We start from the raw sequence: 14,882 nt of genomic DNA on the forward strand, positions 1-14,882 counted from the left end.
CGCGCCTACAATGGCCGCCCCGCCAGCCGACGTGCCCGCCATGACCCATTCCCACATGCCCACCGATGATCCGATCGCCGCCACCCGCCTGTGGCTGGAGCGCATCGTGATCGGCCTGAACCTGTGTCCGTTCGCCAAGGCGGTGTACGTGAAGGACCAGGTCCGCATCGTGCTGAGCGATGCGACCACGCCCGAGGCGCTGGTCGAACAACTGGCCGAAGAGCTGGTGCTGCTGCGCGATACCCCGGCCGAGCAGATCGACACCACGCTGATCGTGCACCCGCAGGTGCTGACCGATTTCCTCGACTACAACGACTTCCTCGACAACGCCGACGCCGCGATCGAGGCGCTGGACCTGCAGGGCATCCTGCAGGTGGCCAGCTTCCACCCGGACTATCAGTTCGACGGCGTGGCCGCGGACGACGCCAGCAACTACACCAACCGGGCGCCCTTCCCCACCCTGCACCTGCTGCGCGAAGACAGCGTGGCGCGCGCGGTGGATGTCTATCCGGACCCGGACGTGATCGTCGAGCGCAACATCCAGACCCTGGACCGCATCGGCGTGGACGGCTGGCATCGCCGCCTGCGCGGCGAAGACCTGACGTGAGTACGGTGCCGCCGATTGCCGCATGGCCGGCCGCGCCGCTGTCGGGCAAGGTGGTGCTGGTCACCGGCGGCGCCAACGGCATCGGCCGTGGCGTCGCCCAGGCCGTGCTCGGCGCCGGCGGACGCGTGCTGATCGGCGACCTGGACGTGGAGGCCGGCGAGGCGTGTCTGGCGGAATGGCAGCGCGGTGACGATGCCGCGTTCCAGCGCCTGGACATCACCGACGAAGCCAGCGTGCGCGACTTCGTCGCCGTGGCCCTGCAGCGGTTCGGCCGTATCGACGGACTGGTCAACAACGCCGGCATGGCCGGCCCGCATGGCACATTGCTGCAGGACATGGCGTGGGAGGAATGGCAGCGCCGCCTGTCGTCACTGCACGGTGCCTTCCTGTGCAGCAAGCACGCGCTGCCGGCACTCTCGGCCCGCACTGAGGGCGCGATCATCAACATCGCCTCGACCCGCGCCTGGCAGTCCGAAGCGCACAGCGAGGCCTATGCGGCGGCCAAGGGCGGGCTGGTCGCCTTCACCCACGCGCTGGCGATCAGCAGCGGCCCGGCGGTGCGGGTCAACAGCATCAGCCCCGGCTGGATCGGCACCTCGGCCTGGCAGGCGCCCTCGCGGCGCCACCAACCCGACTACTCGGCCACCGATCACGCCCAGCACCCGGTCGGCCGTGTTGGCCGCCCCGAGGACATCGGCGCGCTGGCGGTGTACCTGCTGTCGTCGCTGTCCGGCTTCACCACCGGCCAGGACTTCATCGTCGACGGCGGCATGAGCCGGAAGATGATCTACGCCGAATGACCGGCCTCCGGTAGTGCCGGCCGCTGGCCGGCATTCCGGTAGATCCACGCCATGCGTGGATAGCGGTAACGTGCCAACCAAGGTTGGCACCCACCACAACGGTTTACGCCATGCCCGAATGGCGCAGCAGCGCGTCGATCTGCGGCGCGCGGCCACGGAAGGCCTTGAAGTTCTCCGCAGCCGGACGGCTGCCGCCGCGCGACAGGATTTCATCGCGGAAGCGCGCACCGGTTTCAGCCAGTGCCTGCGGTGCTTCCTCGAACGCGGCGTAGGCATCGGCGCTGAGCACCTCGGCCCACTTGTAGCTGTAGTAACCCGCCGCGTAGCCACCGGCGAAAATGTGGCTGAACTGGTGCGGGAAGCGGTTCCAGACCGGCGGATGGTTCACCGCCACGTCCGCGCGTACGCGGTCCAGCAGAGCCAGCACGCTGTCCTGCGCCGGTTCGAACTGGCTGTGCAGCAGCATGTCGAACAAGCCGAATTCCAGCTGGCGCACGGTGGCCATGCCGCTGTGGAAATTGCGCGCGGCCAGCATGCGCTCGTACAGCGCGCGCGGCAGCGGCTCGCCGCTATCGACGTGCGCGGTCATGCCCTGCAGGTGGTCCCATTCCCAGCAGAAGTTCTCCATGAACTGGCTCGGCAGTTCCACCGCATCCCACTCCACGCCATTGATGCCGGCCACGCCCAGTTCACCGATGCGGGTCAACAGCTGGTGCAGGCCATGGCCCATTTCATGGAACAGCGTGGTCACTTCGTTGTGGCTGAAGGTAGCCGGCTTGCCATTGGCACCGCGACCAAAGTTGCACACCAGGTAGACCAGCGGCGTCTGCACGCTGCCGTCGGCACGCACGCGACGGTTGCGGCAATCATCCATCCACGCGCCACCGCGCTTGCCTTCGCGCGCATACAGGTCCAGGTAGAACTGGCCGACCAGCGCGCCCTGCGCATCGACCAGGCGGAAGAAGCGAACATCCTCATGCCAGACCGGCGCGCCGTCTTCCTGCGCGCGCAGGCCGTACAGCTGCTCGATCACCGAGAACAGGCCGCCCAGTACCTTCGGTTCGGTGAAGTACTGCTTCACGTCCTGCTCGGAATAGCTGTAGCGCGCCTGCTTCAGGCGGTCGGCGGCGAACGCCAGGTCCCAGGCCTGCAGGCTGTCGATGCCCAGCTGTTCACGCGCGAACTGCTCCAGCTCGGCGCGATCCTTGGCCGCGAACGGCTTGGCACGCGTGGCCAGGTCACGCAGGAAACCCAGCACCTCGGCCGGGTCCTGCGCCATCTTGGTCGCTACCGAATAATCGCCGTAGGAAGCGAAGCCGAGCAGCGCGGCCAGCTGCGCACGCAGGGCCAGGATGCGGTCAATGTTGCCGCTGTTGTCCAGCGCGTCGTCGCCGAATTCGGACGCACGCTGCGCACTGGCACGGTACAGGATCTCGCGCAGGTCACGGTCTTCGGCCCAGGTCTGCACCGGCAGGTAGCACGGCATCTGCAGGGTCAGCTTCCAGCCCTGCTTTCCGTCCTTTTCCGCCGCAGCGTGCGCGGCGGCCTTCACGTCCTCCGGCAGGCCGGCCAGGCGCGCTTCATCCTCGATGATCAGCGACCACGCATCGGTGGCGTCCAGCACGTTCTGCGAGAACTTCGCCGACAGTGCCGACAGTTCCTCCTTGATCTCTGCGAAGCGCTGCTGCGCCTCGGGCGCCAGCTCGGCACCACCCAGGCGGAAATCACGCAGGGTGTTGTCCAGCACCTTGCGCTGGGCCTCGTCGAAACCTGCGGCCTCCGGGCTGGCGGCCAGCGCCTGGTACTGGCGGTACAGCGCCAGGTTCTGGCCCAGCGCGCTGGCGAAGCGGGTCACCCGCGGCAGGTTGCTGTTGTAGGCCTCGCGCAGTTCCGGGGTGTTGACCACGCCCTGCAGGTGGCCGACCAGGCCCCAGGCGCGCCACAGACGCTCGGTGGCGTCATCCAGCGGGGCGACGAAGCTCTCCCAGCGCACCGGCTGCACCTGCTCCGCGGCGCTGACGGCCGCTTCGGCCTCGGCCAGCAGCACATCCAGCGCCGGCGCCACGTGCTCGGGGCGGATCGCCTCGAAGCGCGGCAGGCCGGAAAAATCGAGCAGGGGGTTGGCAGCGGTCACGGCAGATCTCCAGGGTACGGGCCCGGCAGTCGGGCAGCCTGGTACATATGGCGCTGGCGGACGTGGCTGACAAGGGGGTGACGCCTGGCATTCACGTCGGCCTTACGGTCGCGGTTCGAAGCTTTGGCTGCGGGGGAGTCCGCAGCGGTACGTACCGAACGAGGCCCTACATGGAAGGTCTGGCTGCAGTTGCATCCGCCCCAGCGGCGCGGTCACTGGCGTTGTCTGCCAGCCCGGCCGAACTGACCTGGATCGCCGCGCTGTGCGATGCCGGGGACGACGCCCCGCGCCACCTGCAGCAGCTGCAGGCGGTGCTGCAGCAGGGCGGCACGTTCAATGACGCCCAGGAGTGGTACCCGTTCGAGGTGATCGAGCGCGGCGCCAGCCAGCTGCAGCTGGGCCATGAACGCGAGTTCGTGATCTGCGTGCTGCTGTGGCTGCAGGCCCTGGCCCAGGGCCGCGCCAGCACGCTGGACCCCAGCCTGCACCTGGATGATCGCGCGATGGACATCGAGGCGCTGCCCGATGCCTTGCGTGATGCGGTGCTGGATGCGTTCACCGCGGCGGGGTACTGAATATGTAGCGTCGAGCCATGCTCGACGGCTCTTTACCGGAGTCGAGCATGGCTCGACTCTACACGGCCGCTACAGCGCTTCCAGACTGCTCCACGGCAGTTCCGGCAAGCCCTGCCCGGCCACCGCTGCCGCCAGCAGCGCATCGGCGCGCTCGACATCAATGCCCTGCCGCACGTACCACGCCGGGTCGTAATAGCTTTGCGCGTAACGCTCGCCGCTGTCGCACAGGATGCTGACGATGCTGCCGTGGTGACCGGCCTCGCGCATCCACTGCGCGGCCTGCAGTACGCCGATGAAGTTGGTGCCGGTGGAACCACCGACGCGGCGGCCGAGCTGGCGGCTGACATGGCGCATCGCGGCCAGGCTCAGCGCGTCGGGCACCTTCACCATCGCATCGACACTGGTCGGGATGAAGCTCGGCTCCACCCGCGGCCGGCCAATGCCTTCCACGCGCGAACCACCGCTGCAGGTCAGGCCTCGCCAGTCCGGCTCACCGGCCACGGCAGCCTTGTAGCCATCGAAGAACACCGAGACTTCCGGGTCCGCGCACAGGATGCGGGTGTCGTGCCGGCGATAGCTGACATAGCGGCCCAGCGTCGCGGCGGTACCACCGGTACCGGGGCTGCACACGATCCATTCCGGGATCGGGCTGGGTTCCTCGGCCATCTGCTTGAAGATGGATTCGGCGATGTTGTTGTTGGCACGCCAGTCGGTGGCGCGCTCGGCGTAGGTGAACTGATCCATGAAGTGGCCGCCGGTTTCGCGGGCCAGTTTTTCCGAATCGCAGTTGAGGTCGCAGGCGCGCTCGACCAGGTGGCAGCGGCCACCATGGAATTCGATCGCCGCAATCTTCTCCGGCGAGGTGGTGGCCGGGATCACCGCGATGAACGGCAGCCCGAGCAGGCGCGCGAAATAGGCTTCGGACACCGCGGTCGAGCCGCTGGAGGCCTCGATCACCGGCCGGCCCTCGCGCAGCCAGCCATTGGCCAGCGCATACAGGAACAGCGAGCGCGCCAACCGGTGCTTCAGGCTTCCGGTGGGATGGCTCGATTCATCCTTCAGGTACAGCTCGATGCCCTCGAACCCAGGCAGCGCCAGAGGAATCAGGTGGGTATCGGCGGAACGGTTGAAATCAGCTTCGATCTTGCGGATGGCAGCAGCCACCCATTCACGCTGCGACATGGCGGGCCATCGGTATCGGGACGGAACGGTGCGATCCGACCATTGTACGTCGCGGTGCGGTCAGGTGCTGCTCGCTAGAATGGGGACATCCGGCCGGCAACGGCCCTGTCTGAAGGATCTCCCCCCATGACCATTCCCGCCCTGCGCGATGTCCCCGGCGTCGCCGCCCAGGCCCCGGCCGAGACCCGCGGCTTCGTGTTCAACCACACCATGCTGCGAGTGAAGGACATCACCGCCTCGCTGGACTTCTACACCCGCGTGCTCGGTTACCAGCTGATCGACAAGCGCGACTTCCCGGAGGCCCAGTTCAGCCTGTACTTCCTGGCCTACGTGCCGGCTGGCGCCGCGGTACCGGAAGACGACGCCCAGCGCCGCCTGTGGATGGCCGGCCTGCCGGGCGTGCTGGAACTGACCCACAACCATGGCACCGAGGCCCAGGACGGCGCGGTCTACCACGATGGCAACAGCGACCCGCGCGGCTTCGGCCACATCTGCGTGTCGGTGCCGGACATCGAAGCCGCCTGCCAGCGCTTCGAGGACCTCGGCGTGACCTTCCAGAAGCGCCTGACCGACGGCCGCATGAAGAACCTGGCCTTCATCAAGGACCCGGACGGCTACTGGGTCGAGATCATCGCCAACTGACCAGAAAGGGGACGGAGGGGATTAAGCCGTTTCTGGCACTATTGGCCGGAAGCGACTTAATTCCCTCCGTCCCCTTTTTTGTGAGGTTGGTATGGAAACGATGGAACTGCACCGCGGGCGACTGATCGACCATCTGCAGCTGGTGGTGCGTGACCTGGCCGCCAGCCGCCGCTTCTACCAGGCGGTGTTCGACAGCATCGGCATTCCCATTGCCGGTGAAGGCCCGGACTATTTCTGGGCCGACGAGCTGTTCATTTCCACCGCCAGCAGCGAAGCCGCTGCCGGCCAGCTGACCGGACGCCATCATCTGGCGTTCCAGGCGCGTGATGCGGCCACGGTCGATGCCTTCCACACCGCTGCCCTGGCCGCAGGCGGCACCGACAACGGCGCGCCGGGCGAACGCCCCTACCACCCGGGCTACTACGGCGCCTTCGTGCTCGACCCGGACGGCAACAACATCGAAGTGGTCTACCACGGCCCGGCGAGCTACAGCGCCGACTCGGTAAGGGTCACGTTCTAGAAGGCAGATCGCGCAACGAGGCTGCCAGTGATCAGACGGATGCCTCAGCCAGGGCTACCGACTGAAAAGTTCGCAAAGTACGTCCTCGTTGCGTCGGTCCCATAGCGGCTGCAGCAGTTGTTCAATGTGATTCCGATTGCTCATGGGAAGGCTCGGCGCATAGCAAAGCACTTCCAACAAACCACGCAGGGCAAAATCCATTGCGGAACAATCGACACCTGCTTCAAGAGTACTGGCCTTGTTCCGGATTGCCTTGGCCAGATCCCCTGCGTCATTGAGCCCCAGACTCCCGCGCAAGTAGCCCTCGGTAGGAAGACGGGAGAAAGGCAGGGCACAGTCAATACAATCCAACACGTTGCGCATGCACTCCAACCCGAGCGGCGCCTTTGATGCCTGGCAAGTGAAGTGCGACTGCAGTACGCCAACATGAGCCTGCAGCGTGTCACTTGCCGCGTCGGTCCATGCGTCCATCTTCCCCTCCCGGGCCAGTGAATGTGCCAGATCAGAGACCTGCGGTGGCAACGTCTGCGCGGAGCGGGATGGCATGCGCCACCATGCCGCCGCAGCACCGCGTTTTTCCTCCGAACCCACCCAGCGGATCACTTCCGGGATCAGCTCCTGCAAAAGCCAATCGTGAGTGAAGCGAGCATCCCATTGCCTTCGTACGGAACACGCCGTCCGCGGATCCGTCGGGCTCCAACCGATGGTGATGTTGCTGCGCGTGTCTGACCACATAACACCTTCGGAATACGCGTACATGATTGCGTGGTAGCCCTGGTCGAAGCGCTCTCCGTCACGGCAGGTGTAGATCTTCAGGAGAGACCGTGATGCGTCGAACACATGCCATGGTCCGTCCCCCCGTGCGGTGTCATGAATACGTGCGAATGCCAGCATCTGGGCCCACAGCCAAGGCTTCACCGAAATCAGCCCAACCGCCGAAGGATGATGTTGAATCAATTCGAAATCGAAAGAGCGAAACGCGGAAACGTACGCCAGGCAAGCCTGATGGATGTGCTTCCAGGCGCGCTCGAGAATCCAGTCAAGGTCCGCCACCTCCGCCTCGTTCAATGAAAGTCTTGCGTGGCGCCCCATCAGCAAAAATGCCCCTGCACGGTTGGCATGCGGGATGGCATAGGGACGCTCCATTGACGCATCTGCATGCACCCTCCAGTGGGCCCAGCCCAGCAGCTCCCGGGAAGACAGCGCTATGGATATCCCTGAAATGTCCGCCCGCGAGAAGGACAGCGCAGCTGAAAGTTGCCGGTCAAGACGCTCAGGAAGATGAACTGAGCAGGCAATGCTGCGGTTTTGGAGCTGGAGCGACGGGCCGTAGAGAGTCTCTTTGCGAATGGCGAAGCTGCTTTCCTGGGGAACCGGCAACGGCGGCGCGGCAGATACGCAGAAGCCATTCGCTACCCCCTCACCATAAAGCTCAGCAACGATCTGCCACTGCTCCCTGAGCAGGTCATTGAGTACTGCGCGGTCCCAGAGGTGAGGATGGATCTGACGATCCAGTAACAGCCGTTCGCAGTCCTTCCACTCTTCCTGCAAGGCCGTTTCGTCGGAAACGGCGTAAGTGGTGCAGAGGTGGAAACTGGCAGCCGTGTCGGCGTGCGTTCCCTCAAGAAAACTGCCGACCCACTTCTTCAACGTACCTCGGCGGATCTCGACGACCCGTTTTGCCTCGTAGCAGTCAAAGCGATCGCTATCAAAAACCCTGCACTGAACGTCAATTCCCGACTGGGCGGAGCCCGACTTTCCGATCCGCTGCGCCCTGAACATGGCACTGGGCGCGCAGTTTGCCAGTCGCGCTACGAGCTTCTCGAAGTTCTCAGGCGTGATGTCCTGCAGAGGAAGGCGAACGCTCTTGGGATGGGCGACAAGCTCCAGCTGCCGCCCCATCGGCTCCCGTAACTGCTCCAACGGCACCCCTTCATCCGCGTCGAGCGCGCCACCCGTCCGGTTCACTTCTCCACCCCTGCTCGAATCTCCATTTCAAGGAGCATCTGGCAATCAGTGAGCAGAATCAATCGACGCTGCCGCTCTGGGACTGGCACGCCCCTGAAATCCTGCAGAGGGAGAACAATCGAGGTCGGCCCACGCTGGATGGGCCGACCCAACCAATCAGCAACTCATGCCGCTTCAGTGAGCGGCCATGTAGATGTCCTGAAGCACGGCCTTTTCCAGCTCCAGCTCGCCCAGCAGGTTCTTCACGATGTCGCCCAGGCTGAGGATGCCGACCAGGCGGGTGCCCTCGGTGACCATCAGATGACGGCGCCGCGAGTACGTCATCAACGACATGGCCTGCTTCAGGGTCGCTTCCGGCGCAATGCCTTCCAGGCCGGTGGTCGGCACGCTGGAAATCACCCGGCGGCCGGCCTGCGGGCCGTCATCGGCCAGGGTACGCACGATGTCCTTTTCGGAAATGATGCCGACCGGGGCATCGTCCTTCATCACCACCAGCGCAGCGATCCTGTTCGCGCTCATCTTGTGGGCGGCGGCACCGATGGTGTCTTCGGCGTCGATGGTGATGACAGCTTCTTTCTTGGATTGCAGGAGTTCGCGGACGTTCATTCTTGTTTCCTGGTGCAGGTCACTGAAGTCAAAAAAGTGTGCTCTTCCGATACGCCCCCTCCCCGGGAACAGACCTTTCAGCGCACGTCTGGCGCACGTGCCCGCCCTGGGAGATGCATCGGCAGGCGACGTACTGCAACGCGAACGAGGTGGGTTCAACCGCACAACCCATGCCTCGGTCAGATCGATTCTACGACTGCGACCATCGGTCACTACCGGCATCGATAGGACAGTTCGTCGTGGGAACCAAGCGACGATCCAGAGAATGGCACCGCGGCTGAAACCGCCGCTGAATACAGGCGGCATTGCGCATTAAAGATTGATTGCGGCCTGCCGGCGGCGGACAGAACGACCGGCGACTGTCCCACTTGATGCGGTTACCGGCGCAAACGAAAGGGGGCCACATGGGCCCCCTTCGTGTACCGCATCCAGGCCGAGCAGCCGGCGTTACTCCACCGTCACGCTCTTGGCCAGGTTGCGCGGCTTGTCCACGTCGGTGCCACGCGCCAGTGCGGTGTGGTACGCCAGCAGCTGCACCGGAATGGTGTGCACGATCGGGCTGAGCACGCCGGCGTGGCGCGGCGTGCGGATCACGTGCACGCCTTCGGACTCGTTGAAGTTGCTGTCCTGGTCGGCGAACACGAACAGCTCGCCACCACGGGCGCGCACTTCCTGCATGTTCGACTTCACCTTCTCCAGCAGGCTGTCGTTGGGGGCGATCACCACCACCGGCATGTCCTCGTCCACCAGCGCAAGCGGGCCGTGCTTCAGCTCGCCCGCCGGATAGGCTTCGGCGTGGATGTAGGAGATTTCCTTGAGCTTGAGCGAGCCTTCCAGCGCGATCGGGTAGTGCAGGCCGCGGCCCAGGAACAACGCGCTGCTCTTGCGCGCGAAACGCTCGGCCCATGCCGCGATCTGCGGCTCCATGTTCAGTGCGTGCTGCACGCTGCCCGGCAGGAAGCGCAGCTGCTCCAGGTAGTCCGCTTCCTGCGCTGCGTCGATGCGGCCACGCAGCTTGCCCAGCACCACGGTCAGCTGGAACAGCGCGGCCAGCTGGGTGGTGAAGGCCTTGGTCGAGGCCACGCCGATCTCGGCACCGGCGCGGGTGTAGCAGACCAGCTCGCTGGCGCGCGGGATCGCACTTTCCGGCACGTTGCAGATCGACAGCGTGTGCTTGTGGCCCAGCGACTTGGCGTACTTCAGCGCTTCCATCGTATCCAGCGTTTCGCCGGACTGGGAGATGGTGACGATCAGGTGCTTCGGGTTCGCATAGGCGGCGCGGTAGCGGTATTCGCTGGCGATCTCCACGCTGCACGGCAGGCCGGCGATGGCTTCGATCCAGTAGCGCGCGGTCAGGCCGGCGTAATAGCTGGTACCGCAGGCGATGATCTGCACGCCTTCGATGCCCGACAGCACCGCTTCGGCGTTCTTGCCGAACAGTTCGGCCGGGAAACCACCGGCGTCGATTGCCGCCTCGATGGTGTCGCCCAGCGCACGCGGCTGCTCGTGGATTTCCTTCTGCATGAAGTGGCGGTACGGGCCCAGTTCCAGCGAGGCCAGCGACACATCGGACAGATGCACGTCGCGCTCGACCGGCTGGTCATGCTCGTCGAAGACGCGCACACCGTCGCGGCGGATCTCGGCCGTGTCGCCTTCTTCAAGGAAAATCACCTTGCGGGTGGCCGAGATCACCGCCGAGACATCGGAGGCGACGAAGTTCTCGCCCTCGCCCAGGCCGACCAGCAGCGGGCAGCCCATGCGCGCGCAGACGAAGCGCTCCGGCTCGGCGCGGCTGACCACGGCCAGTGCGTAGGCACCGGTCAGCTCCTTCACCGTGTGCTGCAGCGCCAGCAGCAGGTCGTCGCCATCCTTGAGATGATGATGGATCAGGTGCGCGATGACTTCGGTGTCGGTCTGGGATTCGAAGGTGTAGCCCAGCGCGCGCAGCCTTTCGCGCTGCTCTTCGTGGTTCTCGATGATGCCGTTGTGCACCAGCGCCACGCCCTGGCTGATATGCGGGTGCGCGTTGGCTTCGGTGACACCGCCATGGGTGGCCCAACGGGTGTGGCCGATGCCCAGCACCGCATTGAAGCCTTCAGCCTCGGCCGCCGTAGCCATTTCCGACACACGACCGGTACGGCGCACGCGGCGGACCTCCGGCCGGGCGCCCTGGTCGATCACGGCGATGCCCGAGGAATCGTAGCCGCGGTATTCAAGTCGCTTCAGGCCCTCGATCAGCACCGGCACTACGTCGCGATCGGCGATCGCACCCACGATTCCACACATGTCACGCAATTCCTTGAAGACGATCGGCGCATTCTAGCCTGCGTGCCCGGGTTCCCCCTCCTGTCCGCTTAATGAAAGTGTCCGGAAAGGTGTCCGCGGACACCCGGACACCGCGACGAGTCCGCCAAACCGTTGATCTGAAACAGAATAAAGTTGGCACGCTACGTGCTTGGTATTGGCTACCACCGCAAGGCACGCATCCGATGATCCGCGACACTTCCGCCCAGGACCAGATCGTTTCCTCCGCACCGGCCAGCGCCACCCGCGCCAACTGGCACCGCTACCGTTGGCCGGCGGCGGGCGCCCTCGTGCTGCTGGCCGGCATCGGCTGGGCCGTGCACGCCTGGTCCAACGCCAGCCGCTCCTTCGACAGCAGCCGCGTACGCATCGCCGAAGTGAAGCAGGGCGACCTGGTCCGTGACATCGCGGCCGACGGCCGGGTGATCGCCGCCAACAGCCCGATCCTGTACGCCATCTCGGCCGGTACCGTGGACCTGAAGGTGGTCGCCGGCGACGTAGTCAAGAAGGGCCAGGAACTGGCGATCATCGACAGCCCGGAACTGCGCAGCAAGCTGGCCCAGGAACAGGCCACCCTGGCCGGCCTGGAGGCCGAGGCCAGCCGCGCCGCGCTGGACGCGACCCTGGCCCGCGCCAAGTCGCGCAAGGAAACCGACCAGGCCACCATCGAACGGCAGGCCGCCGACCGCGACCTGCAGCGCTACCAGCGCGGCTACGACGGCGGTGCGGTGCCGCAGATCGACCTGGCCAAGGCCAAGGACTCGCTGAAGAAGGCCGACATCACCCTGGCCAACGCCACCACCGATGCACGCCTGCAGAGCCAGGGCGCCGACCTGGACGCACGCAACAAGCGGCTGCTGGCCGATCGCCAGAAGGCCGTGGTGGCCGAAGTCCAGCGCCAGGTCGATGCACTGACCCTGCGCGCGCCGTTCGATGGCCAGGTCGGCCAGGTGCAGGCGATCCAGTCCACCAACCTCGCCGCCAACGCACCGGTGCTGGGCGTGGTCGACCTGTCCAAGTTCGAAGTCGAGATCAAGGTTCCGGAGAGCTTCGCCCGTGACCTGGCGATCGGCATGCCCGCACAGCTGACCGGCGGCAACGGCCAGCCGTTCCCGGGCGAGATCAGCGCGGTGTCGCCGGAGGTGGTCAACGGCGAGGTCAACGCCCGCGTTCGCTTCGCCAGCGCGCAGCCGGAAGGCCTGCGTCAGAGCCAGCGGATGTCGGTGCGCGTGCTGCTCGATACCCGCAGAAACGTGCTGAAGGTCGAGCGTGGCCCGTTCGTCGAACAGGGCAACGGCATCGCTTACGTGATGGATGGCCGCACCGCCGTGCGCCGTCCGGTGGAACTGGGCGTCAGCAGCCTGGGCGAAGTGGAAATCAAGTCGGGTGTGCAACCGGGAGACCGCATCGTGGTCTCCGGCAGCGACCTGTTCAAGGACGCCGAACGCGTCTCCGTCAACTGATATCAGAACCCTGAATCCTGGAGAGAGGACACCCCATGTACATGCTCGAAATGCGTTCGGTCGCCAAGGTCTTCCGCACCGAACAGGTGGAAACCCACGCACTCCGCTCGCTGGAACTGCAGGTCAAGGAAGGCGAGTTCGTCGCCGTCACCGGCCCGTCCGGCTCCGGCAAGACCACCTTCCTCAACATCGCCGGCCTGCTGGAAACCTTCACCAGCGGCACCTACATGCTGGACGGGCAGGACGTGAGCACGCTGGGCGACGATGCCCGCAGCCGCCTGCGCAACCAGAAGATCGGCTTCATCTTCCAGGGCTTCAACCTGATCCCCGACCTGAACCTGTTCGACAACGTTGACGTGCCGCTGCGTTACCGAAAGATGAGCGCCAACGAGCGCCGCGAACGCATCGAGAAGGCATTGACCCAGGTCGGCCTCGGCTCGCGCATGAAGCACTACCCGAATGAACTGTCCGGCGGCCAGCAGCAGCGCGCCGCGATCGCACGCGCCCTGGCCGGCAGCCCGCGCCTGCTGCTGGCCGACGAACCGACCGGCAACCTGGACACGCAGATGGCCCGTGGCGTGATGGAGCTGCTGGAGGAAATCAACGCCGCCGGCACCACCATCGTGATGGTCACCCACGATCCGGAACTGGCCGCGCGCGCGCAGCGCAACGTGCACATCGTCGACGGCCAGGTGACCGACCTGGTACGCGAGCCGGTGCTGGCCACCCCGCCGCGCCACATCGTCGCCGTCAACGAGTGAGGGCCCAACCATGTTCGCCTACTACGCCCGATTGGCGGCGCGCAGCTTCCGCCGCAACAAGGTCCTGACCGCGCTGATGGTGGTTGCCATCGCACTCGGCATCGGCGCCTCGATGACCACGCTGACAGTCTTCCACGTGCTGTCCGGCGACCCGATTCCCGGCAAGAGCGACCGGCTGTTCTACGTGCAGCTCGACGCCGCGACCGGCGCCTATGTCGCCGGCGAGGAGCCGGAAACCCAGTTGACCCGCTTCGACGGTGAAGCGCTGCTGCGCGAAGCCAAGGGTGAGCGCCAGGCGCTGATGAGCGGCGGCGGCGGCACCATCGAGCCGGACAACAGCACGCTCAAGCCCTTCAGCATCGACACCCGTTGGACCTCGGCCGACTTCTTCCCGATGTTCGAGGTACCCATGCAGTACGGTCGCCCCTGGACGCGCGAGGATGACAACGCTCGCGCCCGCGTGGTGGTCATCTCCAAGGCGCTCAACGACAAGCTGTTCCAGGGCGCCAACAGCGTGGGGCGCGACGTGCGCATGGAAGGCCAGAGCTATCGCGTGGTCGGCGTGATGAAGGAGTGGAGCCCGGAGCCGCACTTCTACGATCTGACCACCGGCAGCTACGGCAAGGACGAAGATCTGCTGCTGCCGATCTCCACCTCGTTCGACCTGAAGCTCGGCAACAACGGCAACATGAACTGCTTCGGCGAGAACCCCGACGGCAACAGCTACTCGCTCAATGCACCGTGCGCCTGGCTGCAGTACTGGGTGGAACTGGACCCGTCCAAGGCCGCCGACTACCGCCGCTACCTGGAAAACTACTCGACCCAGCAGCGCGAGGCAGGCCGCTTCAAGCACCCGCCGAACGTGCGCCTGCGCACCGTGATGGAATGGCTGGACTTCAACGGCGCAGTACCCAGCGACGTACGCCTGCAGCTGTGGCTGGCACTGGGCTTCCTCGGCGTCTGCCTGGTCAACACCGTGGGCCTGCTGCTGGCCAAGTTCCTGCGCCGCAGCGGTGAGATCGGTGTGCGCCGCGCCCTGGGCGCCAGCCGTGGGCAGATCTTCCTGCAGTGCCTGGTCGAAGCCGGCGCGGTCGGCGTGGTCGGCGGCGTGCTCGGCATCGGGCTGGCCCTGCTCGGCCTGTACGCGGTGCGCCAGCAACCGGTGGACTACGCCCAGCTCGCTCATCTGGACGGCAGCATGCTGCTGCTCGCACTGGGCCTGACCCTGTTCGCCAGCCTTGCCGCCGGTTTCCTGCCGGCCTGGCGCGCGATGCAGGTCACCCCGGCCATCCAGCTCAAGTCGCAGTAAGCACGAGAACG

At 65.7% G+C, this 14,882-nt stretch carries 13 protein-coding genes; 8 read left to right on the forward strand and 5 right to left on the reverse strand.

What is annotated here, in order from left to right:
• Positions 1 to 40 precede the first annotated feature (40 nt).
• Together VN11_RS18855 and VN11_RS18860 are read left to right on the forward strand one after the other, a co-directional pair.
• On the forward strand, positions 41 to 607 hold the full coding sequence (locus VN11_RS18855; RefSeq protein ID WP_053451384.1) for a DUF1415 domain-containing protein: 567 nt from the start codon (positions 41 to 43) through the stop codon (positions 605 to 607).
• Positions 604 to 1,407: an SDR family oxidoreductase gene (locus VN11_RS18860; RefSeq protein WP_053450846.1), complete on the forward strand. Its 804-nt coding sequence runs from the start codon at positions 604 to 606 to the stop codon at positions 1,405 to 1,407. Before VN11_RS18855 ends, VN11_RS18860 begins: the two co-directional genes overlap by 4 nt.
• Positions 1,408 to 1,510: 103 nt before the next feature.
• Here VN11_RS18860 and VN11_RS18865 read toward each other — a convergent pair whose 3' ends face one another.
• Positions 1,511 to 3,541: a M3 family metallopeptidase gene (locus VN11_RS18865; RefSeq protein ID WP_053450847.1), complete on the reverse strand. Its 2,031-nt coding sequence runs from the start codon at positions 3,539 to 3,541 to the stop codon at positions 1,511 to 1,513.
• 170 nt (positions 3,542 to 3,711) lie between these two features.
• Between VN11_RS18865 and VN11_RS18870 the strand changes: the two genes are divergently transcribed.
• Entirely contained in the window at positions 3,712 to 4,116 is a 405-nt protein-coding gene (locus VN11_RS18870) for a hypothetical protein (RefSeq protein ID WP_006471153.1), read from the forward strand.
• A gap of 69 nt (positions 4,117 to 4,185) precedes the next feature.
• Here VN11_RS18870 and VN11_RS18875 read toward each other — a convergent pair whose 3' ends face one another.
• The gene (locus VN11_RS18875; RefSeq protein WP_053450848.1) at positions 4,186 to 5,298 is read right to left on the reverse strand and encodes a PLP-dependent cysteine synthase family protein; all 1,113 of its coding nucleotides are present in this window, start codon (positions 5,296 to 5,298) and stop codon (positions 4,186 to 4,188) included.
• 126 nt (positions 5,299 to 5,424) lie between these two features.
• Here VN11_RS18875 and gloA point away from each other — a divergent pair, with 126 nt between their 5' ends.
• Complete coding sequence (gloA, locus tag VN11_RS18880) at positions 5,425 to 5,940, forward strand: lactoylglutathione lyase (protein ID WP_053450849.1); 516 nt, start codon at positions 5,425 to 5,427, stop codon at positions 5,938 to 5,940.
• Between the two features lie 91 nt (positions 5,941 to 6,031).
• Positions 6,032 to 6,460 (forward strand): VOC family protein, encoded by a 429-nt coding sequence (locus tag VN11_RS18885; protein ID WP_053450850.1) that lies wholly within the window; start codon positions 6,032 to 6,034, stop codon positions 6,458 to 6,460.
• Between the two features lie 54 nt (positions 6,461 to 6,514).
• Here VN11_RS18885 and VN11_RS18890 read toward each other — a convergent pair whose 3' ends face one another.
• From VN11_RS18890 to glmS, 3 genes are all read right to left on the reverse strand, one after another.
• Positions 6,515 to 8,428, reverse strand: a complete 1,914-nt coding sequence (locus VN11_RS18890; RefSeq protein ID WP_053450851.1) for a hypothetical protein — start codon at positions 8,426 to 8,428, stop codon at positions 6,515 to 6,517.
• A 174-nt stretch (positions 8,429 to 8,602) separates the two neighbouring features.
• The gene (locus VN11_RS18895; RefSeq protein ID WP_053450852.1) at positions 8,603 to 9,034 is read right to left on the reverse strand and encodes a CBS domain-containing protein; all 432 of its coding nucleotides are present in this window, start codon (positions 9,032 to 9,034) and stop codon (positions 8,603 to 8,605) included.
• Between the two features lie 447 nt (positions 9,035 to 9,481).
• Positions 9,482 to 11,320, reverse strand: coding sequence for a glutamine--fructose-6-phosphate transaminase (isomerizing) (gene glmS / locus VN11_RS18900; protein ID WP_053450853.1), 1,839 nt, complete (start codon positions 11,318 to 11,320; stop codon positions 9,482 to 9,484).
• Between the two features lie 203 nt (positions 11,321 to 11,523).
• Between glmS and VN11_RS18905 the strand changes: the two genes are divergently transcribed.
• The 3 genes from VN11_RS18905 to VN11_RS18915 are packed head-to-tail and all read left to right on the forward strand — an operon-like array spanning position 11,524 to position 14,871.
• On the forward strand, positions 11,524 to 12,801 hold the full coding sequence (locus VN11_RS18905) for an efflux RND transporter periplasmic adaptor subunit (RefSeq protein WP_053450854.1): 1,278 nt from the start codon (positions 11,524 to 11,526) through the stop codon (positions 12,799 to 12,801).
• Between the two features lie 35 nt (positions 12,802 to 12,836).
• On the forward strand, positions 12,837 to 13,562 hold the full coding sequence (locus tag VN11_RS18910) for an ABC transporter ATP-binding protein (RefSeq protein WP_014038558.1): 726 nt from the start codon (positions 12,837 to 12,839) through the stop codon (positions 13,560 to 13,562).
• A gap of 10 nt (positions 13,563 to 13,572) precedes the next feature.
• Entirely contained in the window at positions 13,573 to 14,871 is a 1,299-nt protein-coding gene (locus VN11_RS18915; protein ID WP_053450855.1) for an ABC transporter permease, read from the forward strand.
• Positions 14,872 to 14,882 lie beyond the last annotated feature (11 nt).

The sequence above is a fragment of the Stenotrophomonas maltophilia genome (genome assembly GCF_001274595.1).
Taxonomy (GTDB): Bacteria; Pseudomonadota; Gammaproteobacteria; order Xanthomonadales; family Xanthomonadaceae; genus Stenotrophomonas; species Stenotrophomonas forensis.

Excerpts from the sequence above, each read along its gene's own strand:
- VN11_RS18875 (WP_053450848.1), bottom strand. The coding sequence starts at position 5,298 with ATGTCGCAGCGTGAATGGGTGGCTGCTGCCATCCGCAAGATCGAAGCT.
- VN11_RS18870 (WP_006471153.1), top strand. The coding sequence starts at position 3,712 with ATGGAAGGTCTGGCTGCAGTTGCATCCGCCCCAGCGGCGCGGTCACTG.
- VN11_RS18885 (WP_053450850.1), top strand. The coding sequence starts at position 6,032 with ATGGAAACGATGGAACTGCACCGCGGGCGACTGATCGACCATCTGCAG.
- VN11_RS18905 (WP_053450854.1), top strand. The coding sequence starts at position 11,524 with ATGATCCGCGACACTTCCGCCCAGGACCAGATCGTTTCCTCCGCACCG.
- gloA (WP_053450849.1), top strand. The coding sequence starts at position 5,425 with ATGACCATTCCCGCCCTGCGCGATGTCCCCGGCGTCGCCGCCCAGGCC.
- VN11_RS18910 (WP_014038558.1), top strand. The coding sequence starts at position 12,837 with ATGTACATGCTCGAAATGCGTTCGGTCGCCAAGGTCTTCCGCACCGAA.
- VN11_RS18915 (WP_053450855.1), top strand. The coding sequence starts at position 13,573 with ATGTTCGCCTACTACGCCCGATTGGCGGCGCGCAGCTTCCGCCGCAAC.
- glmS (WP_053450853.1), bottom strand. The coding sequence starts at position 11,320 with ATGTGTGGAATCGTGGGTGCGATCGCCGATCGCGACGTAGTGCCGGTG.
- VN11_RS18855 (WP_053451384.1), top strand. The coding sequence starts at position 41 with ATGACCCATTCCCACATGCCCACCGATGATCCGATCGCCGCCACCCGC.
- VN11_RS18895 (WP_053450852.1), bottom strand. The coding sequence starts at position 9,034 with ATGAACGTCCGCGAACTCCTGCAATCCAAGAAAGAAGCTGTCATCACC.